A 26,854-nucleotide genomic window follows, 5' to 3' on the forward strand; every position below is an offset into this window, starting at 1 on the left:
CGCGTTACCGGACACACCGGTGGTGTCGGTGTTATCGGTTACGGGCGTTTCGTCGGATTGCTGACTGTTTGTCACCGCTAAAAGTCTTTCGCTCGATGGATGGCCCAACGGCCGTGTCCTGCTTGATTACCGCAGAGTTAATGAGTCTATCGTCACAGGCGTGACCGGCGGACCGTCCTGGCCTCCACCCTCGACGCCGGCCTCGGCGATTTCCTGCACCGTCTCGAGGCCGGAGGTGACCGACCCCATGATGGTGTACCCGCCGGTTTCCTGGGTGATCTGGGACTCCTTATAGACAATGAAGAACTGCGTTCCGTGGGTGTCCGGGGATGCTCCGCGCGCCACCGCGATGCTGCCCGCCGGGTACATCCCATCTTCAGGAGTGTTTTCTATGGGTCCCCACTGGAAGTTGGGATCCGAGGCGCCGTCCCCGTTCAACGACCCGCACTGCAGCACACCCATACTTTCAGCGGTTGTGAGCCGGTGGCAGCTCTTGCCCTCGAAGAAGTCGTCCTCGGCCAGCGACGTGAAGACGGCAACCGCCTGAGGGGCAAGATTCCCATCAAGTTCCACACCGACGTCTCCCGCACTGGTGGCAAGCGTGCCAGTGAACGTCTGCCCCTCCACCGTGGCGGGATCAGGGATGGCGGTGGGTCCGGCGTCGGGCTCTGCTGTTCCGGTTGGCTGGACCCCGGGAGCATCGTCAAGCAGGTCCATCTCCGCTGCTGTTGGGTCCGAGGCGAACCAAAAGAGCTGGAGCGACATAGCCAGGGCGAGCACGACGACGGCGGCAACTCCCGCGAACAGATTGTCCCGCCGGCGCCGCGCACCCTGCGTCTGCTGGAGCTTCCGTTTGCCTTCGATCTGTTCAATGTGCCTGCGCAGTTCACGCTTGCGACGGTCGAGCGCCACAATACCTCCTGAGTCAGTCCCGTCCATGCGGGCGCTGAGGCGTTCCGCCAGCTGATCAGCCGGTTAGCCTGCCACAGCTCAACCCCATAAAATGAATGCCGCACACAGTGTAGGCATAGTGCTCCAGCATTGCCTTCGAAGTTTCAGCCCGATTTCCGCCGACCATGGACGGAAGCGGGCACATTCTTGAGGAGAGTTGCCGTATGGCACGTAAGTCGTCGTTGTCCGGATTTCCCGAGTGGCTGCCGCAGGAGCGTCTCGTGGAACTTCATGTCCTGGACACGTTGCGGCGCATCTTCGAACTTCACGGCTTCTCAAGCGTCGAAACCCGTGCGGTTGAGACCATCGGCCAACTGCTCCGCAAGGGGGAGATCGACAAAGAGGTTTACGCTGTTTCCCGCCTGCAGGGCGAGGGCGATAGCCGCGCATCCGAAGATTCCCTGGCGCTGCACTTCGACCTCACCGTGCCATTCGCGCGTTACGTGGTTGAGAACGCCGGCCACCTTTCCTTCCCGTTCCGGCGCTATCAGATCCAGAAGGCCTGGCGCGGTGAGCGGCCCCAGGAGGGAAGAGCACGCGAGTTCACCCAGGCCGACATCGACGTGGTCGGCGACGGATCACTGCCATTCCGGTACGACGTCGAACTTGCCCTCGTGGTGGCCGAGGCTCTCAGCGCGCTGCCCGTCCCGGATTTCCAGCTGCGGATAAACAACCGGAAGCTTGCGGAAGGTTTCTACCGGGGGATAGGCCTGACCGATACGCCGGGCGTGCTGCGCAGCATCGACAAGCTGGAAAAAGTCGGCCAGGAGAAGGTCGCGCAGCTGCTGAAGGACGAGCTCGGAGCTACCGACGAACAGGCCGCGGCCGCCCTCAAACTGGCTTCAATTCGTACAGCGGACACCTCATTTGTGGCAGAGGTCCGGGCACTTGGCGTGACGGACGAACTGCTGGAGGAAGGCCTCGCTGAACTCGAACAGGTTATTTCCGAGGCTGCCAGGCGCGCTCCCGGCAAGGTCATCGCGGACCTCAGCATCGCGCGCGGACTGGACTATTACACCGGCACCGTCTACGAGACAGTCCTGGTGGGCCACGAGGGGCTCGGCTCGATCTGCTCTGGCGGCCGCTACGACGCCCTGGCGAGCAAAGGCAACCGCACGTTCCCCGGCGTCGGCCTGTCGATCGGCGTGACCCGCATCGTTACGAGGATCCTCAGCCAGGAATTCGCGGTAGCCTCCCGGCAGGTGCCAACGGCTGTGCTCGTGACCCTCGCGGATGACAACGCCTGGTCCGCTGCCCAGGACGTCGCCGCCGCACTGCGGGGACGGGGCATTCCGGTGGAAGTGGCGGCGACAGCGGAGAAGTTCGGCAAGCAGATCAAGTTCGCGGACCGCCGTGGCATCCCCTTCGTCTGGTTTACCTCGGAAGACGGCTCCCACGAGGTAAAGGACATTCGAACAGGTGACCAGGTGGCAGCGGATCCTGCGCAGTGGTCTCCGCCGGCGGAGGATCTCTGGCCCGCGATCATCGCGCAGTAAACACGCGCAAGAATTCGCTACTGCGGGCGTTCCCTGCGTTTTCGCCAAAGCATGACGACGGCGCGCGCGAGGACACCCACCGCAAGCACTGCGGTCATGGTCAGCACGGATGTGAGCGGCAGCGTGAACGCCAGCACCAGGCATCCGCCCAGTCCAAGGATGTTCAGCGCCTTCGGTGCGTACCACGGGCGTTCCGTGAGGGTCGCCGCGGAGAGGTTCGCAATGGCGTAGTAGATCAGCACGCCAAAGCTTGAGAAACCCACCACGGTCAACACGTCAGTGGCCAGCAGCAGCACAATGACGACGACGGCGACGGCAAGTTCTGCGACGAATGGTGTGGAGCGGTGGGGCGAAACCTTGCTGAAGACGCGGGGGAGGTCGGACTCGCGGGCCATGGCCAGGCCAGTCCTCGCGATCCCGCTGATGAGCGCCAACAGGGCACCGAGGCTGGCTAGCGCGGCGGCCACGGCAACAGCGCGCGCAGGCAGCGAATCGGCCGCCTGGAACACTTCTGTCAACGGCGCAGGGGAGTCGGCGAGGGCGGCCGGGCCAAGTGCGCCGAGGAGCCCGACGGCGAGCAGCAGGTACAGTGCCAGGGTGAAGCCGAGCGCGCCGAAGATGGCACGGGGAATGTTCCGTGCCGGGTCGCGGACTTCCTCGCCCATGGTTGCAATCCTGGCGTAACCGGCAAAAGCGAAGAACATGAGTGCCGCGGCCTGCAGGACACCGAAAGGTGAGGTTGACACTGGGGTGGTGCCGCCGTCGTCGTTCGGGGAAGTGAACGCCACAACGATCACAAAGGCAAGCACTGGAACCACCAGCGACACGATGACGCGGGTCATCAACGCCGTGCGGGTGATGCCGAGGAGGTTGACCGCCGTCAGTGCAGCCACCGCCGCTACCGCCGCGGCTTTGCCAGCGCCGGGGGCCGCGTAGAGGCCGAATGTCAGTGCCATCGCCGCACACGATGCAGCCTTCCCAGTGATGAAACTCCAGCCGGCGAGGAAGCCGGGCCAGGGGCCCAGCTGACGGCGGCCATAAGTGTAGGTTCCGCCGCTGACCGGGTGGACGGCCGCGAGCTGGGCCGATGCTGCTGCGTTGGCATAGGCGATGATTCCGGCGAGGACGACGGCGAGGGGGAGGAACGCTCCGGCGGACGCGGCAGCGGGGGCGAAGACCACAAAGACGCCAGCTCCGATCATGGAGCCGATACCCACTGTGGTTGCGTCGAATCCGCCGAGCTGCCGGTTGAGCGCCTGCGGCATGCGGGTCTCCTGGGGGTGAGGTGGCCGCTGACGCGTTACCGGCCACTGACGTTTCGGCTGACGATATGGTGGCCGATGGCCGGGGGCTCCAGCGGTAAACTCGAACGAAGCGATCACATCTCACTACATCGAATCACACAGATTCAACCACACCGGAAGGAATGCTGTGCTGCGCACACATGACCTCGGTTCCCTTGGGACTGGGCACATTGGACAATCCGTAACTCTCGCAGGATGGGTGGCCCGTCGGCGTGATCACGGTGGGGTCGCGTTCCTCGACCTCCGCGATGCATCCGGCTTTGCCCAGGTGGTCGTGCGCGAGGAAGACGTCTTCTCCGGCCTGCGCAATGAGTATGTCCTGCAAATCACCGGAACCGTCGAGAAGCGGCCCGAGGGCAATGAAAACCCTGCGCTGGCAACGGGAGAGGTCGAGGTTATTGCGGAGACCGTCACCGTCCTCAACACCTCGGACCCACTGCCCTTCCAGATCGACGAGCACGTCGAGGTCGGTGAGGAGGCACGCCTCAAGCACCGCTACCTCGACCTCCGCCGGCCCGCTCCCAACGCGAACCTCCGCCTGCGGTCGGAAGCGAACCGGGTGGCCCGCGAGCTGCTGCACACCGACGGCTACGTGGAGATCGAGACCCCTACGCTCACACGCTCCACTCCCGAAGGCGCCCGCGATTTCGTGGTTCCCGCCCGTTTGGCTCCAGGATCCTGGTACGCGCTGCCGCAGTCTCCCCAGCTGTTCAAGCAGCTGCTGCAGGTCGGCGGCTTCGAGAAGTATTACCAGATTGCACGTTGCTACCGGGACGAGGACTTCCGCGCGGACCGGCAGCCGGAATTCACCCAGCTGGACATCGAGGCCAGCTTTGTGGAGCAGGACGACATCATCGCGCTCGGCGAAGAGCTCGTCAAGGCGCTCTGGAAGCTGATCGACGTCGAGATTCCCACGCCGATCCAGCGCATGACCTACGCGGATGCAATGGCCCGCTACGGCTCCGACAAGCCAGACCTCCGGTTCGGACTGGAGCTGACGGAACTGACCGAGTACTTCAAGGACACCGAGTTCGGTGTCTTCAAGTCTCCGTACGTCGGGGCTGTGGTCATGCCCGGGGGTGCCTCCCAGCCTCGCCGCCAGCTCGACGCCTGGCAGGAATGGGCGAAGCAGCGCGGGGCCAAGGGCCTGGCCTACGTCCTGATCGACGACGACGGCAGCCTCCGCGGTCCCGTGGCCAAGAACCTGACGGACTCCGAACGCGAGGGCCTCGCTGCCGCCGTCAGCGCCAACCCGGGTGACTGCGTCTTCTTCGCCGCAGGGGAGAGGTCTCCAATGCGTGCGCTGCTCGGAGCGGCACGCGTGGAAATCGGGCACCGGACCGGTTTGATCGATCCGTCCGCGTGGGCTTTTGTCTGGGTTGTCGACGCACCGATGTTCGAGCCGGCGTCTGACGCCGTGGCGGCAGGGGACGTCGCTGTGGGTTCCGGCGCCTGGACCGCAGTACACCACGCCTTCACATCTCCCAAGCCCGAATTCCTGGAGAGCTTCGACACCGATCCGGGTACCGCGCTTGCTTACGCATACGACATCGTGTGCAACGGCAACGAGATCGGCGGCGGGTCCATCCGTATCCATAAGCGTGATGTCCAGGAGCGCGTTTTCGCCGTGATGGGTCTGGATGCCGAGGATGCCCAGGAGAAGTTCGGCTTCCTGCTCGAGGGATTCAAGTACGGTGCGCCTCCCCACGGCGGTATCGCGTTCGGGTGGGACCGCGTTGTTGCGCTGCTCGCCGGTACCGATTCCATCCGCGATGTGATTGCCTTCCCGAAGTCCGGCGGCGGGTACGATCCACTGACCGCAGCACCTGCACCGATTACCGCGCAGCAGCGGAAGGAAGCGGGCGTTGACGCCAAGCCGGCCGCAAAGCCAGCCGCTAAACCGGACGCAAAACCAGACGCCAACCCGGCCAACTGACGCACCCCTCCGCTGGGTGCGCACGTCATCACCGAAGAATTGCGCCAAACGATCATCTGCGCACCCGGCGGGGGCGTAAGCACAGCGACTGTGACGGCGCGTGGCATTCACCGGGTGCGGGTGTGGAAGAATAGTGCCCGTACAACGTGCTCCGGGGTCGGTGTAAGTCCGAACCGGCGGTTATAGTCCGCGACCCGCGCGCTGCCCAACGGCAGCAAACGGTTGAGCCGGTGAAATTCCGGGACCGACAGTTAAAGTCTGGATGAGAGAAGCACGTGCAGCCACGGCTGTGCATCGTTGTCGGCGCCTAGGTGCGCCGTCGGTGGTGCCCATGAAGCCGCGTCCTGTCGTTCCCCGGCGCCGTAAGCGCGAGCTTGAGGGAACAAAATGGATTTTCTGCGGTGGCTCTTCGAAGCCCAAATTTTCATCGGTGGCAGTCCGCTGCTGGTCCGGGAAGTTCTCGGGAACGTTTTCGGCCTGCTCAGTGCACTCGGCGGGATGCGCCGGAAGGTATGGGCCTGGCCCGTCGGTATCACAGGAAACGTCCTGCTCCTCACCGTCTTCCTCGGTTCTGTCTTAGGAAACGCGTCCACCGCCGGCCTGCTGGGACAGGCCGGCCGCCAGGTCATGTTCATTGCCGTCGCGATCTACGGCTGGCACCGCTGGAAGCAGACCCGCACCGCTGGCGGCACGGCGGTTACCCCCCGCTGGGCGTCCAACAGGGCCCGCATCGGCATTGTCGCCGCGATGGTTCTGGGAACCGTTGCGTTGACGCCAGTGTTCCGGGCACTTGGCTCCTACGAACCCGTCTGGGCTGACACCTGGACGTTCGTCGGCTCCCTGCTGGCCACCTTCGGCATGGCTAAGGGCTGGGTGGAGTTCTGGCTCATCTGGGTTGCCGTCGACGTCGTCGGCGTTCCGTTGCTGTTCAGCGCCGGGTACTACGCGTCGGCTTTCATGTACCTCTTCTACGGCATCTTCACGCTCGTCGGTTTCGTGGTGTGGGCCAGGGCCCAGCGACGCTCAGCCCTTTCGGAGCGCAGCGCCCGCACGCCTGAACCGAGCCTGACATGACCGCCACCGGGGCACCTGTCAGCGCCGCGGAAATGATGGCCATGGAGAACGCGCTTCAGCTGGCTGGCCAGGGTGTGCGCGGCGCGAATCCGCTGGTCGGAGCAGTAATAATCGACGACGACGGCGCCTTGGTTGCCAGCGGAGCGCACCTCGGCGCCGGTACGGACCACGCGGAAGTCGCTGCGCTCAAGAACGCGGCGCAGCATGGCCTCAATCCCGCTGGCTGCACCATGGTGGTCACACTCGAACCGTGCAACCACACCGGCCGGACCGGACCCTGCACCGAAGCAATCGCAGGAACAGGCATCCGGCGAGTGGTGTTCGCGGCCGCGGATACCACCCCCGAAGCCGCCGGCGGCGCCGCATGGCTACAGGAGCGTGGCGTTGACGTCGTCGGGGGTCTACTCGGTAGCTCCGCGGTCGAGCTGAACCGCCGGTGGAGCGCCGCCGTCGGCGATGCCCGGCCCTTCGTGACCCTGAAGGTCGCGCAGAGCCTGGATGCGCAGTCAGCTGCCGCAGACGGGTCCAGTCAATGGATTACCGGCCCGCATGCCCGCGCTGATGGGCACGCCATCCGCGGACGCGCGGACGCCGTGCTGGTCGGAACAGGAACAGTCTTCGCGGATGATCCACGGCTCACCGCCCGCGCCCTGGACGGATCCGACGCACTCCACCAGCCGCTGCGGGCCGCGATGGGCCACCGTACAGTCCCAGCTGACGCCGCAATCAGGGGTACCGGGTTCATTCACCTCGATACCCACGATCCGCGCGCGGCGTTGCACGAGCTTCACCGCCGCGGAGTGCGCCACGTACTTCTCGAAGGCGGCCCCCAGCTCGCAGGTGTCTTCCTGATGGCAGACCTCGTCGATGAATTGTTTACCTATATCGCGCCGATGCTGCTCGGATCAGGCATTCCGGCGTTTCAGCAGCTCGGCATCGCCACACTCCCGGACGCGCATGTCTGGCGCCTTGACCCGGACGGAGCCGCGGCGGTCACACAAATCGGTGACGACGTCCGGCTGCACTTCAAACCCATCGCGCCGCCACCGGCAGCTGAATCGAAAGGCTCGTAAGTGTTCACAGGTATCGTGTCCGCGCAGGGCACCGTCACAGCAATCCAATCCACGCAGGACGGCGGGAGCGCGGTTCTGGTCTTCGACGCCGGCACCGCGGCGTCCGGTCTGCAGCCCGGCGGTTCGATTGCCGTCAACGGGGTCTGCCTCACAGCGACGTCAATCCAGGGCGGGCTGGTCAGCGTCGACGTCATGGGTGAAACCCTGAACCGGACCACCACTGGAGCGCTCACCGCAGGAAGCCGGGTCAACCTTGAGCGCTGCGTCCCCGCCGATGGGCGCCTCGACGGCCACGTTGTCCAGGGACATGTGGACGGTGTTGGCCAGCTGCTCGAGCGGGAAAATCATGGATCCTGGGAGCGCCTTCGTTTCAGCGTTCCAGAGCCGCTGGATCGTTATGCCGCCGAGAAAGGGTCAATCGCGGTGGACGGCGTTTCACTGACGGTTACTGCGGTGAGCGAGCCGGGTGCCGGGGAAACCTGGTTCGAGGTCGGGCTCATCCCCACGACGCTGAGCGAAACCGGACTCGGCACCAAGCATGCCGGCGACCCGGTGAATCTCGAAATGGACGTGCTGGCCAAGTACGCCGAGCGCCTCTTGGGCTTCGCCTCCCGGGAGGCACGCGCATGAGCGCTGCACATGAAACGAAGCTTCCCGTCGAAACCGTGCTCGATTCGGTCGAGCTTGCAGTGGAGGCGATCGCCGCGGGGCGGGCCGTCATCGTGGTGGACGATGCCCACCGCGAGAACGAGGGCGACATCATCTTCGCCGCGCAGTTTGCCACGCCGGAACTGACCGGATGGACCATCCGGTACACCTCAGGCGTGCTGTGCGTCCCGTTGCCCGGGGCGAGGGCGGATGCGCTCGGCCTGCCCGCGATGGTGACCGACAACCAGGACGCCAAGCAGACCGCCTATACGGTGTCCTGCGACGCGGCGGAGGGCGTGAGCACCGGGATCAGTGCTGGAGACCGTGCGCTGACCGCCCGCGTACTGGCGTCGCCGTCGTCGTTGGCTGCGGACCTCACGCGCCCGGGCCACATGTTTCCGCTGCGGGCTGTGGACGGCGGCGTCCGCGAGCGGCGAGGCCATACCGAGGCCGCGGTGGACCTGTGCCGGTTGGCCGACGTCGAGCCTGTCGGAGTCATCGCGGAAGTAGCCCACGACGACGGAGAAATGATGCGCCTGCCCGCGCTCCGGGAATTCGCTACACGGCATAATGCCCCGCTCATTTCCATCGAGGACCTGGCAGCGTACCTTGGCGCCAACAGCCCGGGAGGTGCTTCATGGGCACGCTGACTGCAGGACCGGTGGTGGCCATCCCAACCGTATTCGGCACCTTCAGGGCCCAGGCGTGGACCGACACGGCTTCCGGCGTCGAACACCTAACCCTTTCCGTCCCGCGCCAGGGAGAACGCGAGGGGGAAGACAGTGAGTCCCTGAGCCCGCCGCTGGTGCGACTGCACTCAGAGTGCCTTACGGGAGATGTGTTCGGGTCCTACAGATGCGACTGCGGCGAGCAGCTTGAGCAAGCCCTCGGCCTTATCCAGGAACAGGGTGGAACGGTGGTGTACCTGCGGGGCCAGGAGGGCCGGGGCATCGGGCTGGCGAACAAGCTCCGCGCCTACGCCCTGCAGGAAAACGGGGCCGACACCGTTGAGGCCAACGAGCAGCTGGGCCTCCCCGTGGACGCACGGGACTATGAGGTGGCGGCCGGGATCCTGCGCGAACTCGGCATTACCCGGATCAACCTGCTGAGCAACAATCCGCTCAAGCGTGAACACCTGGAACGGTATGGAGTCGCCGTCAGCGCAATGGTTCCCTCGCACATACCTTCCCGGGAGGAAAACAGGCATTACCTCGAGACCAAGCGGGACCGGCTCAACCATCACCTGTCCCACCTGCAGCAGAAGATTGTGCAGCAAAGCTGACACTCTGCACTGAACCTTCGCACCCATAATTCACAAGCATCCCAAGGAGCACACATGAGCGGCCACGGAGCCCCCACCATTGACATCTCTAAGCTGGGCGCCTCGGCGTCGGCGGACCAACGGCCGGTGCGGCTTGCCGTCGTCGCCGCGAGCTGGCATACAACGATCATGGACGGTCTGCTCGACGGTGCGCGGCGGGCTGCAGCGGCTGCAGGCATCGAACCGGACGTACTGCGTGTCCCAGGCAGCTTTGAGTTGCCGGTCGCGGCCGCGAGGCTCGCACCGCACTATGACGCCGTCGTCGCACTGGGCGTGGTCATCCGCGGAGGCACTCCACACTTCGACTACGTCTGCCAGGCAGCGACGTCCGGGCTGACCGACGTCAGCGTCCGCACCGGCGTGCCGATTGGTTTCGGAGTCCTGACCTGCGACACCGAGGACCAGGGCCTGGACCGCGCCGGCCTTGCCGGGTCCAGCGAGGACAAGGGATATGAGGCGACGGTGGCTGCCCTTGCGACCGTCGCAACCCTCGCGCCTTGGTCGAATCGGGCATAGAGGGCAGACCGGGCGCAATGGTTGGACGTTCGTCACATAGCCTCCAACGGGTGCGGAGGATCCGGACGGACCAAGTAACCTAGGCAGAGTGAAATCCTTCGACACCCTCTTCGCCGAGCTGAGCGAGAAAGCAGCGGTCCGTCCAACCGGGTCCCGAACCGTGGCTGAGCTGGACTCCGGCGTGCACGGTATCGGCAAGAAGGTTGTGGAGGAGGCGGCAGAGGTATGGATGGCCGCGGAGTACGAGTCCAAAGAGGAAGCCGCTGAGGAAATCTCCCAGCTGCTCTACCACCTGCAGGTCATGATGATCGCCAAGGGACTCACCCTCGAGGACGTCTACAAGCATCTCTAGCCGCGCACCGGACCACTCCTAAGATGCTCCGGGACGTGATGCGCGGCCAAGCGTCGGCCCAGTAAACCTCCTCCCAGAAGGAAACCCCATGCTTCGAGTAGCAGTCCCCAACAAGGGATCCCTGTCAGAATCCGCCTCAGCCATGCTCAGTGAGTCGGGCTACCGCCAGCGCCGCGACCCGCGTGAACTGGTCATGGTGGACCCGGAGAACGAGATTGAGTTCTTCTTCCTCCGTCCGCGCGATATTGCGGTATATGTCGGAGCGGGAACCCTCGACGTCGGCATCACCGGCCGGGACCTGTTCCTTGACGCCGAAGTGGACGCTGAGGAACTCCTTCCGCTCGGATTCGGAGCGTCCACGTTCCGATTCGCCGGGCCTGTCGGTCACTTCTCCACCGTGAAGGAACTGCAGGGCAAGCGCCTGGCCACCAGCTATGACGGCCTGTTGCGGACGTTCCTCGCCGGGCAGGGCGTCGATGCCACGGTGGTCCGCCTGGACGGCGCAGTGGAATCCTCGGTTCGGCTGGGCGTCGCAGACGCGATCGCCGACGTCGTCGAGACCGGGAACACGCTCAAAGCCGCCGGAATGGAGATCTTCGGCGACCCTATCCTCCGCAGCGAGGCGGTGCTGATCGGCCGCAAGGGTGCTTCCCCGGAGGGCCTGGATATCCTCATCCGTCGCCTGCAGGGCGTGTTGGTGGCCCGCCAGTATGTGCTGCTTGACTACGACATCCGCAAGGAACTGGTGGACCAGGCAGCGGCTCTGACACCGGGACTCGAATCGCCCACGGTATCGCCACTCCGCGATTCCGATTGGGTTGCGGTGAGATCCATGGTGAAACGCAACCGCACCAACCAGATCATGGACGAGCTCTATGATCTCGGTGCACGTGCAATCCTTGTCAGCACAATCCACGCCTGCCGGATCTAGGGGCGAAGATCATGAGCGTTGCAATCCGGGTCATTCCCTGCCTCGATGTCGACAACGGCCGCGTCGTTAAGGGCGTCAACTTTGCTGATCTCCGTGACGCCGGAGATCCGGTGGAGCTCGCGCACCGCTATGACCGTGCGGGTGCGGACGAGCTGACTTTCCTCGACGTGACGGCGTCCTCAAGTAACCGGGACACCACCTACGATGTGGTTGCCCAGACCGCCGAGGAAGTCTTCATACCGCTTACCGTCGGCGGTGGCGTCAGGGAAATTGCCGACGTCGACAGGTTGCTGCGGTTCGGGGCGGACAAGGCCTCCATCAACACAGCGGCGGTTGCCCGCCCGCAGGTCATCGACGAAATTGCAGCGCATTTCGGGTCGCAGGTGCTGGTCCTCAGCCTCGATGCCCGGCGAACCCACGACGGGTCCACACCTTCCGGATTCGAGGTCACCACCCACGGAGGGCGCAAGGGCACCGGAATTGACGCCGTTGCCTGGGCGCGCGAGGCCGCCGACCGGGGCGTAGGTGAGATCCTCCTGAACTCAATCGACGCCGACGGTACGCGTGAGGGTTTCGACCTGGAACTGATCCGGGTTGTCCGCGCCGCTGTGAGAGTCCCGCTGATCGCTTCGGGCGGAGCGGGGGAAGCTTCGCATTTCCCGCCCGCCGTGGCGGCGGGCGCCGACGCCGTGCTGGCTGCGTCAGTGTTTCACTTCGGACCGGTGGATGCGATTGCCGAGGTGAAGAAGGCTATCCGCGACGCGGGTTTCCCCGTCCGTTGACCTGCGTTTTTGGAGTTACCACCTGAGCGCAGATACGGTCTTGGCTGCCACCGCCTGAGCAGATATGGGTGTGCTTAGAGGCCGACCTCAGCGCTATCCAGGAGTGCGACGGCGTCGGGCGCGCCTTCGAACGTGACAAGTGCGTGCCGAGTGCGCCCATGGGCGTGCATCAGCAACTCTCCCGGTTCTCCCTTGATGGCAACGGACATTGGCGCGCGCTTCGCCACGTGCCGCGGGCCATCCGGCCGTACGAGCACAATTCCAAGGTCAACGCCCCGGTAGAGGATCGCTGCGCGCTTGATCAGCTCATCCCAGAGCGCGTTTGAGTACTCGGCGTCAAGGGCACGAGGAGCCCACCTGCTGCGGGCGCGCCGTACGTCCTCGGTGTGGACGAAGTACTCGATGAGGTTGGTGCTGGCATCAATGGACGGAATGCGCATCGGCGAATAGAAGGGGTGGCCCTTCTGGAACTCCTGCACCAGGGACCCATAGGCCTCGGTGGTTGCAGACTGTGCGGCCAATTTCCGGGTTGCCTTCTCAGAGACGACCGTCAACGGCTTGATAATTGCGGCGATGCCCACACTCGGCCGGCGCCCGCGGAGGTAAAGGTGTGCAGCGAGTTCCTTGGTCTGCCACCCGTCGCAGAGCGTGGGGGAGTGAGGCCCTGCCGCGAGCAGCGTTTCGGCAAGGACAACACGGGAAGGATCTACGAATTGCATCACTGCTGAAACTAGCACGATGGCCGCCGATTTTGCGCGGACAACGCCGGGCGGGATGAGGGTCTGGACGCGTGTGACCGGCGAGGACTCGCGCGACTAGAATCGAAGGCGATGTCACCTCACCCAGAATCCAGCGATTCCATTCTGCCCGGTCCTTCCTCTTGGGCGGCCGGTGAGCTTGATCCGGCCGTCGCCGGATCGCTCAAGCGCGACGCCGCGGGTCTGGTTGCTGCCATCATTCAGGCCGAAGTGAGCGGCGAAGTCCTGATGCTCGGCTGGATGGACGACGAAGCGCTGCGGCGGACGCTCACGAGCGGGCGGGTCACCTTTTACTCCCGTTCACGCCAGGAGTACTGGCGCAAGGGGGACACCTCGGGCCACAAGCAGTTCGTGAAGTCGGTAGCCCTTGATTGCGACGGCGATGCGCTGCTGGTGAGGGTGGACCAGGTGGGCGCGGCCTGCCACACGGGTTCCCGAACGTGCTTCGACGGCAGGGAGCTCAGTGCCGTCGTCGGCGCCGTCTAGGTACGCGGCTGGACCGCACAACAGAAGTCGAAGTAACCAGTGAACAGTCGATGCGGCCAGGCGGCGCATCGACGACAGGTAATGACAGGAAAACGCAGAGCACATGGACGAGCTTGGAGTGATCAGCCCGGGTCTGGAAGAATTCCGGGTCCTGGCCAAAGACCGGCGTGTCATTCCCGTGCACCTCACCGTGCTGGATGACGCCCACACCCCTATTGGCATTTACCGCAAACTGACTGATTCGCACGCGGGGACCTTCCTGATGGAGTCGGCGGCAGAGGGCGGAGTTTGGTCGCGGTATTCCTTCATCGGCGTGAGCTCGAAGGCAACCCTCACCACCGACGGCGGCGAAGCCTGCTGGTTGGGCACTCCTCCCGCAGGTGTTCCTGTGGACGGCAACCCCGTGGAGGCATTGCGCCAGACGGTGCAGGCCCTTCAGACGCAGCGCTTCGATGGGCTTCCTCCCTTCACTTCAGGAATGGTCGGCTTTATCGGGTGGGAATCGGTGCGCCACTGGGAGCGCCTGACCTCCCCACCTGAAGATGATTTGAACTTGCCGGAACTGGCCATGAACCTTGTGACCGACATGGCGATCCACGACAACGCAGGCGGCAAGGTCACCCTGGTTGCCAACGCAATCAACTTCGACAACTCCTCGGAGCGCGTGGATGATGCCTGGCACGACGCCGTCGCCCGCGTGCAGGCGATGCTCGCGCGCCTCAGCGCACCGTCCGGGCAGCCTGTGTCCGTTGTTGACCAAGCAGCAGACGGCGGATCCGGCACCGCTGCCTTGATGTCGACGGTGCGTGAGCGCTGGGACAGGGACGGGTACCTTGCGGCCATCGATCGCGGCAAGGAAGCCATTGTGGACGGCGAAGTCTTCCAGGTTGTCATCTCGCGCCGCTTCGAAGTCGATTGCGACGCATCCGCGCTCGATGTCTACCGGGTGCTTCGCGCATCCAACCCGAGTCCGTATATGTACCTGTTCAATCTCGAGGACGTTTCGGGACGGGCATACGCCATTGTCGGTTCTTCACCGGAAGCGCTGGTGACGGTCAACGGTTCCGAAGTAATTACGCATCCCATCGCCGGTTCCAGGCCTCGCGGAAAGACCGGGGAACAGGACCGGATGCTGGCAGAGGAACTGCTCGCAGATGAAAAGGAACGCGCCGAGCATCTGATGCTGGTGGACCTGGCGCGTAACGACATCTCGAAGGTGTGCCGTCCGGGAACAGTGGACGTTACGCAGTTCATGGAGGTCGAGCGGTTCAGCCACATCATGCACCTCGTGTCGACCGTGGTGGGGCAGCTTGAACCATCCAGGACCGCCTACGACGTGCTGGCAGCAACGTTTCCCGCGGGAACGCTTTCCGGCGCTCCCAAGCCGCGCGCGCTGCGTCTGCTCGATGAGCTCGAACCGCACAAACGCGGCATTTACGGGGGAGTGGTCGGATACTTCGACTTCGCGGGAGACATGGACATGGCCATCGCCATCAGGTCCGCACTGCTTCGAGACAACCGTGCCTACGTCCAGGCTGGAGGCGGGATCGTGGCGGATTCGGATCTCGAGGCGGAAGCGCTGGAAAGCATGAACAAGGCGGCTGCCCCGTTGCGTGCAGCCCTGATTGCCTCGCGGCTGAGGCCCGTGAGTACCCTCCGGACATCGACTGGCGGCGCTGCCTGATGCGCGACGCGTCCTCACCGGAACATGGCACACCGCGCGGGAGCCGGCCTGCACAGCGAAAGTCAGTGGTGGTTCTGGCGACCGTCCTTTCAGCGCTCGTGGCTTTCGGCAGCACGACGCAGACGTGGTTGGCGGTGACGCTTCCCCAAGATGCGGTGCAGACGCCGTCGATCGCCGTGGCCGGCTCCGACGCCGCGACGGCTGTCACGGCGTTCGCGCTGGTGGGACTCGCTGCGGCACTGGCTGTCTCCATCGCCGGTACCGTTGCCCGCTGGACCATCGCCGTGGTCGTGACGGTAGCGGGAGGGGCTATCGCCTGGAGCAGTGTGGCGGTAGCGGTGGACCCGGTGTCGGCTGCAGCCCCGGCCATCGGTGAAGCATTGGGCGTCACCGCACGCGACGGAGTGTCGGTGACCGTGACAGCAATGCCGTGGATCGCCGTCGTCGGCGGTGTGCTGTTGGTGGCCTGCGCGGCCTGGATCCTGATTGCCGGCCGCGGTTGGCTGGCAGCGCGCCGTTACGAGAACGCCAGTAATCACGGCACCCGGAATCCTGACATACGCGGCAGCACATCGTCACGAGTGACCGGGCCAGTTGACCGTAACGCGGATGGAATCGACAGTTGGGACACCCTCAGCCGCGGTGACGATCCAACCCGCTGAACGTTCGGTGAAACGCTTGGTCCTGCCGACCTTGGCTCTGCCGAAACAATGGCAGAATGGACTCCAGACACAGCATAAGGAGACACACAATGGCTAAAACTGCGCCCGAAACCCGCTCCGGCGAAGACAAGATGATCGAGCACTCGGCTGCTCGGGACGAAACCATCGGGCACGGCAACAGTCCAGCGGCCTGGACCTGCGTCTTCGTGATGCTCGCGGGCGCGGCCCTGTCTTCCTTCGCGTTCATTTTTGCCAGCACCGATGGAAACAAGGACGCCGGGACCCTGTTGTTCTGGATCGGCGTCGTCGTCATGGTGATTGGCCTCATTGTTGGTCTGGTGCTGAAGAAGGCCGGCTTCGGCGTCGGTGGGCACCGGTTGAAGTCCGGTCACTGAGTGAGCGTCCTCGACGACATCATCGTCGGCGTCAGGGAGGACCTTGAGGTCCGCAAGGCACACCTGCCCCTGCCGAAGCTCCAGGACCTCGCCAATCGTGCCCCTGCTCCACGCGATGCTCACGCAGCACTGAAGGTCCAGGGTTCGGGCGTCCGTGTGATCGCCGAGGTGAAACGGAAGAGCCCCTCCAAAGGTGCTCTGTCCGACATCCAGGATCCGGCGGCGTTGGCCGCTGCCTACGAGCGGGGTGGTGCCGCCGTTGTCAGCGTGCTCACGGAGCAGCGCAGGTTCGGTGGGTCGTTGGAGGACCTGGACGCTGTCCGGGAGGTCATCGACCTTCCGGTCCTCCGCAAGGATTTCACCGTTGACGAGTACCAGATATGGGAGGCACGGGCCCACGGCGCGGACGTCGTCCTGCTCATTGTCGCCGCGTTGAGCGATGCTGAACTGGTGCACTTCCTGACCCTGACCGAACAGCTTGGGATGAGCGCCCTCGTGGAAACCCACACTGCCGAGGAAGTGCAGCGCGCTGTTTCCGTGGGTGCGCGCATCATTGGCGTGAACGTCAGGAATCTCAAAACCCTCGACATCGACCGCTCCGTATTTCCCTCCCTCGCTGGCCTTATCCCGGCCGGAGCAGTGATAGTTGCCGAATCCGGCGTGCGGGACATCGCCGACGTCGAACAGTTCGTCTCGGACGGTGCGCACGCCGTCCTGGTGGGCGAGGCTCTCGTCCGGCACGACAACCCCGAACTGACCGTCAGCGAGTTCACGCGGGCTGGCAGCGCACTTTCCACTTGAGGCCAAGCGCCCTCCCGGGGTGCCGCACACGATCACGACAGGACAGCACGTTCATGACCGACATGCCACAGCCGAAGGCTGAAGCCGACGGAGCCGCAGATGCTTTCCTCGCCGGAGAGTCCCTTCGCCACGCCCAGGGTCCCTACTTCGGTGCTTACGGCGGGCGATGGATGCCTGAATCGTTGATCGCGGCGCTGGATGAACTCGAGGACACCTTCGAGAAAGCTAAAGCTGACCCCGATTTCCTTGCTCAGGTTGCCGAACTCAACCGCTCCTACTCCGGGCGCCCTTCGCTGCTGACTGAGGCCACGCGTTTCGCCGAGCATGCCGGAGGGGTCCGGGTCTTCCTGAAGCGGGAAGACCTGAACCACACCGGTTCACACAAGATCAACAACGTGCTCGGACAGGCCCTGTTGGCGAAGCGGATGGGTAAAACGCGCGTTATCGCCGAAACCGGAGCGGGCCAGCACGGCGTTGCCAGTGCCACCGCGGCCGCGCTTCTCGGCCTGGAGTGCGTCGTCTACATGGGTGCGGAGGACTGCAGGCGCCAGGCCCTGAACGTTGCACGTATGCAGTTGCTTGGAGCGGAGGTGATTCCCGTGACCAACGGATCACAGACCCTCAAGGACGCAATCAACGATGCCCTACGCGACTGGGTGGCGAACGTGCACACCACCCACTACCTGCTCGGTACAGCGGCGGGCGCGCACCCGTTCCCCGCGATGGTCCGCTACTTCCACGAGGTGATCGGAGAAGAGGCGCGGGAACAGATCCTCGCCGCGACCGGGCGCCTGCCTGACGCTGTGTGCGCGTGCATCGGTGGCGGCTCCAACGCCATCGGCATCTTCCATGGCTTCCTCGATGACCGCGAAGTCGCCATTTACGGTTTTGAGGCCGGCGGCGACGGCGTGGACACAGAAAGGCATGCGGCAACCATTACCCTCGGCCGCCCGGGCGTCCTCCACGGCGCGCGGTCCTACCTGATGCAGGATGATGACGGCCAAACCATAGAGTCACACTCCATCTCCGCAGGGCTGGACTACCCCGGCGTTGGTCCCGAACATTCCTACCTGGCTGATATCGGCCGGGTGAAGTACGAACCGATCACAGACACCGAGGCCATGGAAGCCTTCCGGCTGCTGTGCCGCACGGAAGGAATCATTCCGGCGATCGAGTCCGCGCACGCACTGGCCGGTGCGTTGAAAGTCGGCAAGCGCCTGGCAGCCGAACCAGGGGACGCCAGCGAGAAGATCGTCCTGATCAACCTCTCGGGGCGCGGTGACAAGGACGTAGCGACCGCGGCCGAGTGGTTTGACCTTCTCCCTGAAGACAGCGCCGAGGCGGAAATCGGCAAGGAAGGGGAACAACTGTGATGACAGGTACCTCAAGCAAAGCCGCAGCGGCTATTGACCGTGCCCTGGCCGAGGGCCGGACGGCACTGATTGGTTACCTGCCCGCAGGCTTTCCTGATGTGGAGACCACCATCGAGGCCGGTGTCGCGATGGCGGAGAACGGCGTCGACCTGATTGAGATCGGCATCCCCTACTCCGACCCGGTGATGGACGGCCAGGTGATCCAGGAAGCAACAGTTGAAGCGTTGGCCAACGGCTTCGCTGTGCGCCAGATCTTTGACGTTGTCGAGGGCATCACCAGCCGGACGGACGCCGCTGTGCTCGTCATGACCTACTGGAACCCGGTCCTCAGGTTTGGTGTCCGCGAATTCGCCCGGAAGCTCTCTGAAGCCGGGGGAGCAGGCCTGATTACTCCTGACCTCATTCCCGACGAAGCTGCGGAGTGGATCGCTGCGTCCGATGAATTCGGGCTGGACCGCGTCTTCCTTGTTGCCCCTTCCACGTCCGCCGAACGCATGGCAATGACAGTGAAAGCCTCCCGCGGGTTCGTCTACGCGGTCTCGATCATGGGCATCACTGGAGCACGATCCTCGGTGAGTTCAGCCGCCCAGCAGGTTGTGGCAGCTGCGCACGAGGCCGGAGCAGAACGCGCGTGCGTCGGCCTGGGCGTCTCCACCGCTGAACATGTTCGCGAGATCGGCGCCTATGCCGACGGCGTCATAGTCGGCACGGCACTAGTCGCAGCATTGCGCCAAGGCGGAGTTGCCGCCGTCGCTTCCCTGACCCGGGACCTCAGTACCGGAACACCGAAGGACTGATCCATGATTCCCGCCAGCATCCCAAGCCCGCCCGCTGAATGGGCGAGCTTCCCTATTGGTCCTTTCACGCTTCATGTCTACGCGCTCTGCATCCTGGTGGGCATCATCGTTGCCCTGCTGCTTACCTCGGCGCGGTGGAAGCGGTTCGGAGGCAATTCAGATGTGGTCTGGGACATCGCCATCTGGGCCGTGCCTTTCGGCCTGATCGGCGGACGCCTCTACCATGTCTTTTCGTCACCGGACGCGTACTTCGGACCTGACGGCGACCCTTCGCGGATCATTCGTATCTGGGAAGGGGGCCTGGGGATCTGGGGTGCCATAGCTCTCGGAGCTGTGGGCGCCTGGATTGGCTGTCGACGCGCGGGGGTGCGGCTGTCTGCTTTCGCGGACGCTGCGGCGCCGGGTGTGTTGCTGGCACAGGCAATCGGCAGGCTGGGTAACTGGTTCAACCAGGAACTCTTCGGTGCACCCACAGACCTCCCGTGGGGCCTCGAGATCGATGCGGACCACCCGAACTTCCCGCCGGACCAGGACCCGGGAACGCTATTCCACCCCACGTTCGCGTACGAGTCGCTATGGAACCTTGTTGGAGTTGTGCTGCTGCTCCTCCTGGACCGCAAGTATGGACTGCGGGGCGGACGCATGTTCTGGCTTTACGCGGCGTATTACACGTTGGGCCGGGTGTGGATCGAGGCGCTTCGCATAGATGATGCCGAGATGATCACCATCTTCGGAATTACCCAGCGCCTCAACGTCTGGACAAGCATCCTCGTCCTGATTGCGGCCCTGGCCATCTTCATCTACCTCACGGTCAAGCAGCGCGGAACAGACCAGTCGTCGGTCTACCTCGACGGCAGGGAGCCCAGCACCAAGGGAACCTCGGACGGCACACCGGCTGACGGGGAACACGGGGCCGGAACAGCCGCCGAAGACAGCGCACAAGGAGATGCGAAAGATAACGGATCGAGATCAGACGTTCATCCGGCGGTCATATCAGGGTCCGATGATTCCGATCGTGGTAACCTCTCAGAAACAAAAAATGCCTCATCCCGCTCCGCTTCATCGGAGCCGGGTGCAGAGGAAACTCGGGAATCCGACACCCGAAAGTAGCGTCTTATAGGGCCACCGCCCGCCGACAAGACGTTGTCACAGCGTCGTGGCTGCTCGGTACAGAGGTCTGGCTCATCTGCCAGACGATGTACCTGCAATGGCAAGAACCGATCGCCCTGTCATGAAATCGTTGCCCGCAGTCCATGCTGGTACGCGTCAGGCCGGTCATACAATGTGCACTAGTACATCGGCGCCCTCCTGTTAGAAAGGGGTTGCGCCCGGGGCCGAAGCTGTCCCCTCCCGACGCTCCATCATGGGGGAAGGACTCTTTCTATGACTGCACTCAATGGCATCACCGCTCCCAACGGCCCAGCCGCGTCCCAGGGCGCTCCAGCGGTTGCTTCACCTTTCACCCGTTTCGCCGATCTTCCCGAGGCGCGCGGACTCTACAACCCCGAAAACGAGAAGGACGCCTGCGGCCTTGCCGTAATCGCAACCCTCCGCGGTGAGCCCGGGCACGACATCGTCGATGCAGCGCTCACCGCGCTGCGCAATCTCGAACACCGTGGAGCTGTGGGTGCTGATGAAGGAACGGGGGACGGCGCAGGCCTGCTCACGCAGGTTCCTGACGAGTTCTTCCGGGCCGTGGTTGATTTCGATTTGCCGGCGCAGGGAACCTACGCAGTCGGCACTGCCTTCCTGCCCGCTGAGGCGGGGGAGGAAGCCACTGCCCGCGCGGGGCTGGAAGGACTTGCTGAATCCGAGGGACTGCGCGTCCTCGGCTGGCGGGAAGTGCCGGTCACGGCTGACCTGATCGGTGCCATGGCCCGCGCGTGCATGCCTCACTTCGTGCAACTGTTCCTCGCTCCGGCGAACGACGACGCCCGCGACCTCGACGCCCGTGCCTTCCGCTTCCGCAAGCGGGCGCAGAACAAGTACGGCGTCTACTTTCCGTCGCTATCCTCACGGACGATGGTTTACAAGGGCATGCTGACTACTGCGCAGTTGGAGCCGTTCTACCCTGACCTGTCCGATCCCCGCTTCAAGACGAAGCTCGGCATTGTTCACTCGCGCTTCTCCACAAATACCTTCCCCTCCTGGCCGCTTGCCCAGCCGTTCCGGGCTATTGCGCACAACGGTGAAATCAACACCGTAAAGGGGAATCGGAACTGGATGAGGGCACGGCAGTCGCAGATCTCGCATCCATTGCTGGGTGAATCGCCGGAGGAACTGTTCCCGATCTGCACGCCGGGAGCTTCAGACTCTGCGTCCTTCGACGAGGTCGCCGAGTTGCTCATGCTCTCGGGTCGTCCCATTACGCACGCCGTCATGATGATGATCCCGGAAGCCTGGGAGAACCATGTCTCCATGGATCCTGCGCGCCGGGCGTTCTACCAGTACCACTCGATGCTCATGGAGCCGTGGGACGGGCCCGCCGCAGTCTCGTTCACCGACGGCCGCCTCGTTGGCGCAGTCCTTGACCGCAACGGCCTGCGCCCCGCCCGTTACTGGGTCATGGAGGACGGGCTTGTCGTGCTCGCTTCCGAGGTTGGGGTCATCGACGTCGAGCCTTCCAAGGTGGTTCGAAAGGGCCGGGTTTCACCGGGCAAGATGTTCCTGGTCGATACGGAGGATGGCCGGATCATCGAGGACCAGGAGGTCAAGGCCGAGATTGCCGCGGCTAACCCGTGGGGCGACTGGGTCAAGGAAAACCTGATTCATCTCAAGGACCTGCCCGAGCGCGAGCACGTTGTCCACACGAAGGCCTCGATCAACCGCCGCCAGCGCACCTTCGGCTACACGCAGGAGGAACTGCGTATTCTGCTCGGGCCAATGGCCAAGGCGGGCGCTGAACCACTGGGCGCCATGGGCTCCGACACACCGGTCGCTGTGCTGTCAAAGCGCCCGCGCCTGTTGTTCGACTACTTCGTGCAATCCTTCGCCCAGGTGACCAACCCGCCCCTCGACGCGATCCGTGAGGAACTCGTCACTTCCATGGGCGTGACGATCGGTCCGGACGGCAACCTGCTGTCCTCGAGCCAGGTGCGCTCGAAGCAGATCGCCCTCGCCTTCCCTGTCATCAACAATGACGAGTTGGCGAAGGTCGCCAACCTGGAAACCGACGACGGCGACCGCCTCACCGTGAGAATCCGCGGGATCTACCGGGTCGACGGCGGAGAAGCCTCCCTGCGCACCCGGCTCGCCGAGATCTGTGAGCAGGTTTCGAGCGCGCTCAACCGCGGCATCCAGTACGTTGTGCTCTCGGACCGCGATTCCAATGCACAGTGGGCGCCCATACCGTCGCTGCTGCTCACCTCAGCCGTGCACCACCACCTGCTCAAGAGCGCTAACCGCACCAAGACCTCGCTTGTGGTCGAGGCCGGTGACGTGCGCGAAGTGCATCACGTAGCAGTGCTGATCGGCTACGGAGCGTCCGCCATCAACCCCTACCTCGCCATGGAAAGTTGCGAGGAACTGGTTCGGAACGGCGACATCACGGGCGTGACCACCGAGCAGGCCGTCTCGAACCTCATTAAGGGTCTCGGCAAGGGTGTCCTCAAGATCATGTCCAAGATGGGCATCTCGACGGTAAGTTCCTACTGCGGCGCCCAGACCTTCGAAGCCCTTGGCCTCTCGCAGGAACTGGTCGATGAATACTTCCACGGCACCCAGACGCAACTGGGCGGCGTGGGGCTCGACGTAATTGCGGCCGAAGCCGCAGCACGGCATGCGAGTGCGTACCCGCAGGATGGCATCGAGGACCCGTACCGCACGCTCGACAACGGCGGCGAGTACCAGTGGCGCCGTGAAGGTCCACCGCACCTCTTCAACCCCGAGACGGTCTTCCGGCTGCAGCACGCAACCCGCGAACGGCGCTACGACATCTTCAAGGCGTACACCCGCGGGGTGGATGACCAGTCCAAGGAGCTCATGACGCTTCGCGGCCTGCTCGGGTTCAAGAAGGGGTTGCGTCCAGCGATCCCCATTGAGGACGTCGAGTCCGTCTCGAGCATCGTCAAGCGGTTCTCCACGGGCGCGATGAGCTACGGGTCGATCTCCCAGGAAGCCCATGAGACCCTCGCGATTGCAATGAACCGGTTGGGTGCGAAGTCCAACACCGGTGAAGGCGGCGAAGACGTTGACCGGTTGTTGGACCCTGAACGGCGTTCAGCGATTAAGCAGGTTGCCTCGGGCCGGTTCGGTGTGACCAGCCTGTACCTCACCAACGCCGATGACATCCAGATCAAAATGGCCCAGGGCGCCAAGCCCGGCGAGGGCGGTCAGTTGATGAGCCAGAAGGTCTACCCGTGGGTTGCCCGAACCAGGCACTCAACACCGGGCGTGGCGTTGATTTCGCCTCCACCGCACCACGACATCTACTCCATCGAAGACCTCGCGCAGTTGATCTACGACCTGAAGCGTGCCAACACTTCCGCCCGAATCCACGTGAAGCTGGTTTCCGAGGTCGGAATCGGCACCGTGGCGGCGGGCGTGACCAAGGCGAAGGCCGACGTCGTACTCATTTCAGGGCACGACGGCGGAACGGGTGCCAGCCCGCTCAACTCGCTCAAGCATGCCGGCGTCCCGTGGGAGCTCGGCGTCGCTGAAACCCAGCAGACCCTGATGCTGAACGGCTTGCGCGACCGTGTGGTGGTTCAGGTGGACGGCCAGTTGAAGACCGGCCGCGATGTCCTGATCGCCGCCCTGCTTGGAGGCGAGGAGTTCGGCTTCGCAACGGCCCCTTTGGTCGTGGCGGGTTGCATCATGATGCGCGTATGCCACCTCGACACCTGCCCGGTCGGTGTAGCGACGCAAAACCCAGAACTGCGCAGCAGGTTCACGGGCAAGCCCGAGTTTGTGATCAATTTCTTCGAGTTCATCGCTGAGGAAGTCCGTGAACTCCTCGCCGAACTCGGCTTCCGCACGCTCAACGAGGCCATCGGCCACAGCGAGGTGCTGGACGTACAGAAGGCGGTTGACCATTGGAAGGCTGACGGTCTTGACCTGGAGCCCATCCTGCGCGGCAACGAGTTCGGTGACGATGCGCCGCTGCGGAACATGCTGAAGCAGAATCACGAACTTGATCAGCACTTCGATAACAAGTTGATCGATATGAGCAGTGACGCGCTGAACCACCGCGCCCCGGTGCGGATCACGGTGGACGTCGTCAACACTGACCGCTCCGTGGGGACCATGCTGGGTCATGAAGTGACCCGCCGCTTCGGCATTGAGACCCTGGCAACGGACACTATCGACGTGACGCTGACCGGGCAGGCGGGGCAGTCGCTCGGCGCGTTCCTGCCTGCGGGAATCACGCTCCGCCTGTTCGGCGACTCGAACGACTACGTGGGCAAGGGCTTGTCCGGCGGGCGAATCATCGTCCGTCCGGACCGGGCGAATGTCTTCGCAGCGGACCGCAACGTCATAGCAGGAAATGTCATTGGTTACGGAGCGACCAGTGGCGAGATATTCCTGCGCGGACAGGTGGGGGAGCGGTTCCTCGTACGCAACTCCGGCGCCACCGCCGTCGTCGAGGGTATTGGTGACCATGGCTGCGAGTACATGACCGGCGGCCAGACGCTGATCCTCGGACGGACGGGCAGGAACTTCGGCGCAGGTATGTCGGGCGGAACCGCCTACGTACTGGACCTCGAGGAGCACAGGGTCAACGTGCAGGCTTTGAGTAGCGGAGAGCTGAAGCTTGAGGAGCTCGACGCCGAGGACATCGACATCGTGCGCCAGCTGATGATCAAACATCTTGAGGAGACTGAGTCGCCGCTGGCTGCGCAGCTGCTTGAGGATTTCGAAGCCACTGTCCCGCGCCTGACCAAGGTCCTGCCACGGGACTACGCACGGGTACTGGACGCTCGGGCTGCCGCAATTGAAGAGGGACTCGATCCCGACGGCGAAGAAGTCTGGAACAGGATTTTGGAGGTTACCGGTGGCTGACCCACGTGGATTCATGAAAGTACGCGAGCGCCAGACGCAGCCGCGACGCCCCATTCCGGTCCGGATCATGGACTGGAAAGAAGTGTATGAGGCGCAGGAGAAGGGCGTCCTGAAGAGCCAGGCCGGACGCTGCATGGACTGCGGTATACCTTTCTGCCATCAGGGCTGCCCGCTTGGGAACCTCATTCCTGAGTGGAATGACTTGATGTGGCGGGACAAGGGCCGCGAGGCAATTGACCGACTTCATGCGACCAACAACTTCCCTGAGTTCACGGGGCGGTTGTGTCCGGCGCCTTGCGAGGCATCATGCGTTCTCGGTATCAACCAGCCGCCGGTGACCATCAAGCAGGTCGAAGTTTCCATCATCGACGAAGCGTTCGATAATGACTGGGTCCACCCACACCCGCCCGAGAGGCTGACCGGCAAGACGATCGCCGTCGTTGGTTCCGGCCCCGCGGGCCTGGCTGCGGCACAACAGTTGACACGCGCCGGCCACACAGTTGCCGTGTATGAGCGGGATGACCGGATCGGCGGCCTGCTGCGGTACGGCATTCCCGATTTCAAGATGGAGAAAATCCAGCTCGACCGCCGCCTCGACCAGATGAAGGCCGAGGGCACCCGCTTCCGCGCCGGGGTCGACGTCGGGCGGGACATCAGCTGGGATCAGTTACGGCGCCGGTATGACGCCGTCGTCGTCGCCACGGGTGCCACGGTTCCGCGTGACCTTTCCATTCCGGGGCGAGAGTTCGACGGCGTTCACTTCGCCATGGATTACCTCGTCCAGGCAAACCGGGTGGTTGCGGGAGACGAGGTCGATGACCAGATCCACGCCGAGGGAAAGCATGTTGTGATCCTTGGTGGCGGCGACACAGGGGCGGACTGCCTCGGGACTGCCCACCGGCACAAGGCAGCGTCAGTGACAACGCTGGCGATCGGCCAGCAGCCATCGGCGGAACGTGCTCCGCACCAGCCCTGGCCAACTTTCCCGACGCTGTTCGAAGTAGCAAGTGCGCATGAGGAAGGCGGCGAGCGGACCTACCTCGCGTCGACGGTCGAGTTCGTCGGCGAGAACGGCAAGCTGTCCGGCGTGGTGGTGGCGGAGACCGAGTTCGTAAACGGCCGGCGCCTGCCGAAGGCAGGTACCGAGCGCAAGATTCCCGCGGACCTGGTATTTCTGTCCCTGGGCTTCACCGGCCCGGAGCCTGCCGGAATCAACGAGCAGCTCGAGGCAGAGTTTGATGAACGCGGTAACGTTGGGCGCGATGGCTACTACATGACCAACACTCCCGGCATCTTCGTCGCAGGGGACGCCGGACGCGGACAGTCGCTTATTGTGTGGGCCATTGCTGAGGGGCGCGCATGCGCCGCAGCGGTGGACCAATGGCTGATGGGAAGCACCAAGCTACCTGCACCAGTGGCGCCGGAAGACCGCGCCATGAACGTCCTGTAAACCAAGGGCGCCGGATGAATTTCTCCGGCGCGGGGGCGCAGTGCAATCCACGAAGAACGAGACG

Annotated in this window: 24 protein-coding genes and 1 riboswitch; of the genes, 21 read left to right on the forward strand and 3 right to left on the reverse strand. The window is 64.0% G+C overall.

What is annotated here, in order from left to right:
• Positions 1-126 precede the first annotated feature (126 nt).
• Positions 127-912 (reverse strand): peptidylprolyl isomerase, encoded by a 786-nt coding sequence (locus tag ACWA1U_RS11560; RefSeq protein WP_463722329.1) that lies wholly within the window; start codon positions 910-912, stop codon positions 127-129.
• Positions 913-1,115: 203 nt separating this feature from the next.
• Here ACWA1U_RS11560 and hisS point away from each other — a divergent pair, with 203 nt between their 5' ends.
• A complete protein-coding gene (gene hisS, locus ACWA1U_RS11565) occupies positions 1,116-2,447 on the forward strand; it encodes a histidine--tRNA ligase (RefSeq protein ID WP_463722330.1) in 1,332 nt (443 codons plus the stop codon).
• A 17-nt stretch (positions 2,448-2,464) separates the two neighbouring features.
• Here hisS and ACWA1U_RS11570 read toward each other — a convergent pair whose 3' ends face one another.
• Positions 2,465-3,712 (reverse strand): APC family permease, encoded by a 1,248-nt coding sequence (locus ACWA1U_RS11570; protein ID WP_463722331.1) that lies wholly within the window; start codon positions 3,710-3,712, stop codon positions 2,465-2,467.
• A 166-nt stretch (positions 3,713-3,878) separates the two neighbouring features.
• Between ACWA1U_RS11570 and aspS the strand changes: the two genes are divergently transcribed.
• From aspS to hisF, 10 genes are all read left to right on the forward strand, one after another.
• Positions 3,879-5,687 carry an aspartate--tRNA ligase gene (gene aspS / locus ACWA1U_RS11575; protein WP_463722332.1) on the forward strand — a complete coding sequence of 603 codons (1,809 nt, stop codon included), beginning with the start codon at positions 3,879-3,881 and terminating at the stop codon, positions 5,685-5,687.
• Between the two features lie 143 nt (positions 5,688-5,830).
• Positions 5,831-5,965, forward strand: a riboswitch (FMN riboswitch).
• A gap of 109 nt (positions 5,966-6,074) precedes the next feature.
• Positions 6,075-6,761: a nicotinamide riboside transporter PnuC gene (gene pnuC, locus ACWA1U_RS11580; RefSeq protein ID WP_463722333.1), complete on the forward strand. Its 687-nt coding sequence runs from the start codon at positions 6,075-6,077 to the stop codon at positions 6,759-6,761.
• On the forward strand, positions 6,758-7,834 hold the full coding sequence (gene ribD, locus ACWA1U_RS11585) for a bifunctional diaminohydroxyphosphoribosylaminopyrimidine deaminase/5-amino-6-(5-phosphoribosylamino)uracil reductase RibD (RefSeq protein ID WP_463722334.1): 1,077 nt from the start codon (positions 6,758-6,760) through the stop codon (positions 7,832-7,834). The genes pnuC and ribD overlap by 4 nt, the downstream gene beginning before the upstream one ends.
• The gene (locus ACWA1U_RS11590) at positions 7,835-8,464 is read left to right on the forward strand and encodes a riboflavin synthase (protein WP_463722335.1); all 630 of its coding nucleotides are present in this window, start codon (positions 7,835-7,837) and stop codon (positions 8,462-8,464) included.
• Complete coding sequence (ribB, locus tag ACWA1U_RS11595; RefSeq protein WP_463722336.1) at positions 8,461-9,132, forward strand: 3,4-dihydroxy-2-butanone-4-phosphate synthase; 672 nt, start codon at positions 8,461-8,463, stop codon at positions 9,130-9,132. The genes ACWA1U_RS11590 and ribB overlap by 4 nt, the downstream gene beginning before the upstream one ends.
• Positions 9,120-9,764 carry a GTP cyclohydrolase II gene (ribA, locus tag ACWA1U_RS11600; protein WP_463722337.1) on the forward strand — a complete coding sequence of 215 codons (645 nt, stop codon included), beginning with the start codon at positions 9,120-9,122 and terminating at the stop codon, positions 9,762-9,764. Before ribB ends, ribA begins: the two co-directional genes overlap by 13 nt.
• 54 nt (positions 9,765-9,818) lie before the next feature.
• Complete coding sequence (gene ribH, locus ACWA1U_RS11605; protein ID WP_463722338.1) at positions 9,819-10,319, forward strand: 6,7-dimethyl-8-ribityllumazine synthase; 501 nt, start codon at positions 9,819-9,821, stop codon at positions 10,317-10,319.
• Between the two features lie 88 nt (positions 10,320-10,407).
• Positions 10,408-10,671 carry a phosphoribosyl-ATP diphosphatase gene (locus ACWA1U_RS11610; protein WP_463722339.1) on the forward strand — a complete coding sequence of 88 codons (264 nt, stop codon included), beginning with the start codon at positions 10,408-10,410 and terminating at the stop codon, positions 10,669-10,671.
• 88 nt (positions 10,672-10,759) lie between these two features.
• The gene (gene hisG / locus ACWA1U_RS11615; protein ID WP_463722340.1) at positions 10,760-11,602 is read left to right on the forward strand and encodes an ATP phosphoribosyltransferase; all 843 of its coding nucleotides are present in this window, start codon (positions 10,760-10,762) and stop codon (positions 11,600-11,602) included.
• An 11-nt stretch (positions 11,603-11,613) separates the two neighbouring features.
• Positions 11,614-12,384 carry an imidazole glycerol phosphate synthase subunit HisF gene (gene hisF, locus ACWA1U_RS11620; RefSeq protein WP_463722341.1) on the forward strand — a complete coding sequence of 257 codons (771 nt, stop codon included), beginning with the start codon at positions 11,614-11,616 and terminating at the stop codon, positions 12,382-12,384.
• Positions 12,385-12,458: 74 nt separating this feature from the next.
• Here hisF and ACWA1U_RS11625 read toward each other — a convergent pair whose 3' ends face one another.
• Entirely contained in the window at positions 12,459-13,103 is a 645-nt protein-coding gene (locus ACWA1U_RS11625) for a TIGR03085 family metal-binding protein (protein WP_463725030.1), read from the reverse strand.
• A 111-nt stretch (positions 13,104-13,214) separates the two neighbouring features.
• Between ACWA1U_RS11625 and hisI the strand changes: the two genes are divergently transcribed.
• The 10 genes from hisI to ACWA1U_RS11675 all read left to right on the forward strand — a co-directional run bounded on the left by hisI (position 13,215) and on the right by ACWA1U_RS11675 (position 26,790).
• Positions 13,215-13,628 (forward strand): phosphoribosyl-AMP cyclohydrolase, encoded by a 414-nt coding sequence (hisI, locus tag ACWA1U_RS11630; RefSeq protein WP_463722342.1) that lies wholly within the window; start codon positions 13,215-13,217, stop codon positions 13,626-13,628.
• 103 nt (positions 13,629-13,731) lie between these two features.
• On the forward strand, positions 13,732-15,312 hold the full coding sequence (locus ACWA1U_RS11635) for an anthranilate synthase component I (RefSeq protein ID WP_463722343.1): 1,581 nt from the start codon (positions 13,732-13,734) through the stop codon (positions 15,310-15,312).
• Positions 15,312-15,974, forward strand: coding sequence for a Trp biosynthesis-associated membrane protein (locus ACWA1U_RS11640; protein WP_463722344.1), 663 nt, complete (start codon positions 15,312-15,314; stop codon positions 15,972-15,974). The genes ACWA1U_RS11635 and ACWA1U_RS11640 overlap by 1 nt, the downstream gene beginning before the upstream one ends.
• 89 nt (positions 15,975-16,063) lie before the next feature.
• A complete protein-coding gene (locus tag ACWA1U_RS11645) occupies positions 16,064-16,369 on the forward strand; it encodes an HGxxPAAW family protein (RefSeq protein ID WP_463722345.1) in 306 nt (101 codons plus the stop codon).
• Positions 16,370-17,170 (forward strand): indole-3-glycerol phosphate synthase TrpC, encoded by an 801-nt coding sequence (trpC, locus tag ACWA1U_RS11650; RefSeq protein WP_463722346.1) that lies wholly within the window; start codon positions 16,370-16,372, stop codon positions 17,168-17,170.
• Positions 17,171-17,223: 53 nt separating this feature from the next.
• Positions 17,224-18,543, forward strand: a complete 1,320-nt coding sequence (trpB, locus tag ACWA1U_RS11655; protein WP_463722347.1) for a tryptophan synthase subunit beta — start codon at positions 17,224-17,226, stop codon at positions 18,541-18,543.
• Positions 18,543-19,340, forward strand: coding sequence for a tryptophan synthase subunit alpha (gene trpA, locus ACWA1U_RS11660; RefSeq protein ID WP_463722348.1), 798 nt, complete (start codon positions 18,543-18,545; stop codon positions 19,338-19,340). Before trpB ends, trpA begins: the two co-directional genes overlap by 1 nt.
• A gap of 3 nt (positions 19,341-19,343) precedes the next feature.
• On the forward strand, positions 19,344-20,450 hold the full coding sequence (gene lgt, locus ACWA1U_RS11665) for a prolipoprotein diacylglyceryl transferase (RefSeq protein ID WP_463722349.1): 1,107 nt from the start codon (positions 19,344-19,346) through the stop codon (positions 20,448-20,450).
• 273 nt (positions 20,451-20,723) lie between these two features.
• Positions 20,724-25,340, forward strand: a complete 4,617-nt coding sequence (gene gltB / locus ACWA1U_RS11670) for a glutamate synthase large subunit (RefSeq protein WP_463722350.1) — start codon at positions 20,724-20,726, stop codon at positions 25,338-25,340.
• A complete protein-coding gene (locus tag ACWA1U_RS11675) occupies positions 25,333-26,790 on the forward strand; it encodes a glutamate synthase subunit beta (protein ID WP_463722351.1) in 1,458 nt (485 codons plus the stop codon). Before gltB ends, ACWA1U_RS11675 begins: the two co-directional genes overlap by 8 nt.
• The last annotated feature ends 64 nt before the right edge of the window (positions 26,791-26,854 follow it).

This window comes from Arthrobacter sp. TRD_SC_6 (assembly GCF_055361185.1).

Bases quoted from the DNA above. Each gene is read 5' to 3' on its own strand.
- hisS (WP_463722330.1), top strand. From the start codon at position 1,116: ATGGCACGTAAGTCGTCGTTGTCCGGATTTCCCGAGTGGCTGCCGCAG.
- ACWA1U_RS11570 (WP_463722331.1), bottom strand. From the start codon at position 3,712: ATGCCGCAGGCGCTCAACCGGCAGCTCGGCGGATTCGACGCAACCACA.
- pnuC (WP_463722333.1), top strand. From the start codon at position 6,075: ATGGATTTTCTGCGGTGGCTCTTCGAAGCCCAAATTTTCATCGGTGGC.
- ribD (WP_463722334.1), top strand. From the start codon at position 6,758: ATGACCGCCACCGGGGCACCTGTCAGCGCCGCGGAAATGATGGCCATG.
- ribB (WP_463722336.1), top strand. From the start codon at position 8,461: ATGAGCGCTGCACATGAAACGAAGCTTCCCGTCGAAACCGTGCTCGAT.
- ribA (WP_463722337.1), top strand. From the start codon at position 9,120: ATGGGCACGCTGACTGCAGGACCGGTGGTGGCCATCCCAACCGTATTC.
- ribH (WP_463722338.1), top strand. From the start codon at position 9,819: ATGAGCGGCCACGGAGCCCCCACCATTGACATCTCTAAGCTGGGCGCC.
- hisG (WP_463722340.1), top strand. From the start codon at position 10,760: ATGCTTCGAGTAGCAGTCCCCAACAAGGGATCCCTGTCAGAATCCGCC.
- hisF (WP_463722341.1), top strand. From the start codon at position 11,614: ATGAGCGTTGCAATCCGGGTCATTCCCTGCCTCGATGTCGACAACGGC.
- ACWA1U_RS11625 (WP_463725030.1), bottom strand. From the start codon at position 13,103: ATGCAATTCGTAGATCCTTCCCGTGTTGTCCTTGCCGAAACGCTGCTC.
- hisI (WP_463722342.1), top strand. From the start codon at position 13,215: ATGTCACCTCACCCAGAATCCAGCGATTCCATTCTGCCCGGTCCTTCC.
- ACWA1U_RS11635 (WP_463722343.1), top strand. From the start codon at position 13,732: ATGGACGAGCTTGGAGTGATCAGCCCGGGTCTGGAAGAATTCCGGGTC.
- ACWA1U_RS11640 (WP_463722344.1), top strand. From the start codon at position 15,312: ATGCGCGACGCGTCCTCACCGGAACATGGCACACCGCGCGGGAGCCGG.
- ACWA1U_RS11645 (WP_463722345.1), top strand. From the start codon at position 16,064: ATGGCTAAAACTGCGCCCGAAACCCGCTCCGGCGAAGACAAGATGATC.
- trpB (WP_463722347.1), top strand. From the start codon at position 17,224: ATGACCGACATGCCACAGCCGAAGGCTGAAGCCGACGGAGCCGCAGAT.
- trpA (WP_463722348.1), top strand. From the start codon at position 18,543: ATGACAGGTACCTCAAGCAAAGCCGCAGCGGCTATTGACCGTGCCCTG.
- lgt (WP_463722349.1), top strand. From the start codon at position 19,344: ATGATTCCCGCCAGCATCCCAAGCCCGCCCGCTGAATGGGCGAGCTTC.
- gltB (WP_463722350.1), top strand. From the start codon at position 20,724: ATGACTGCACTCAATGGCATCACCGCTCCCAACGGCCCAGCCGCGTCC.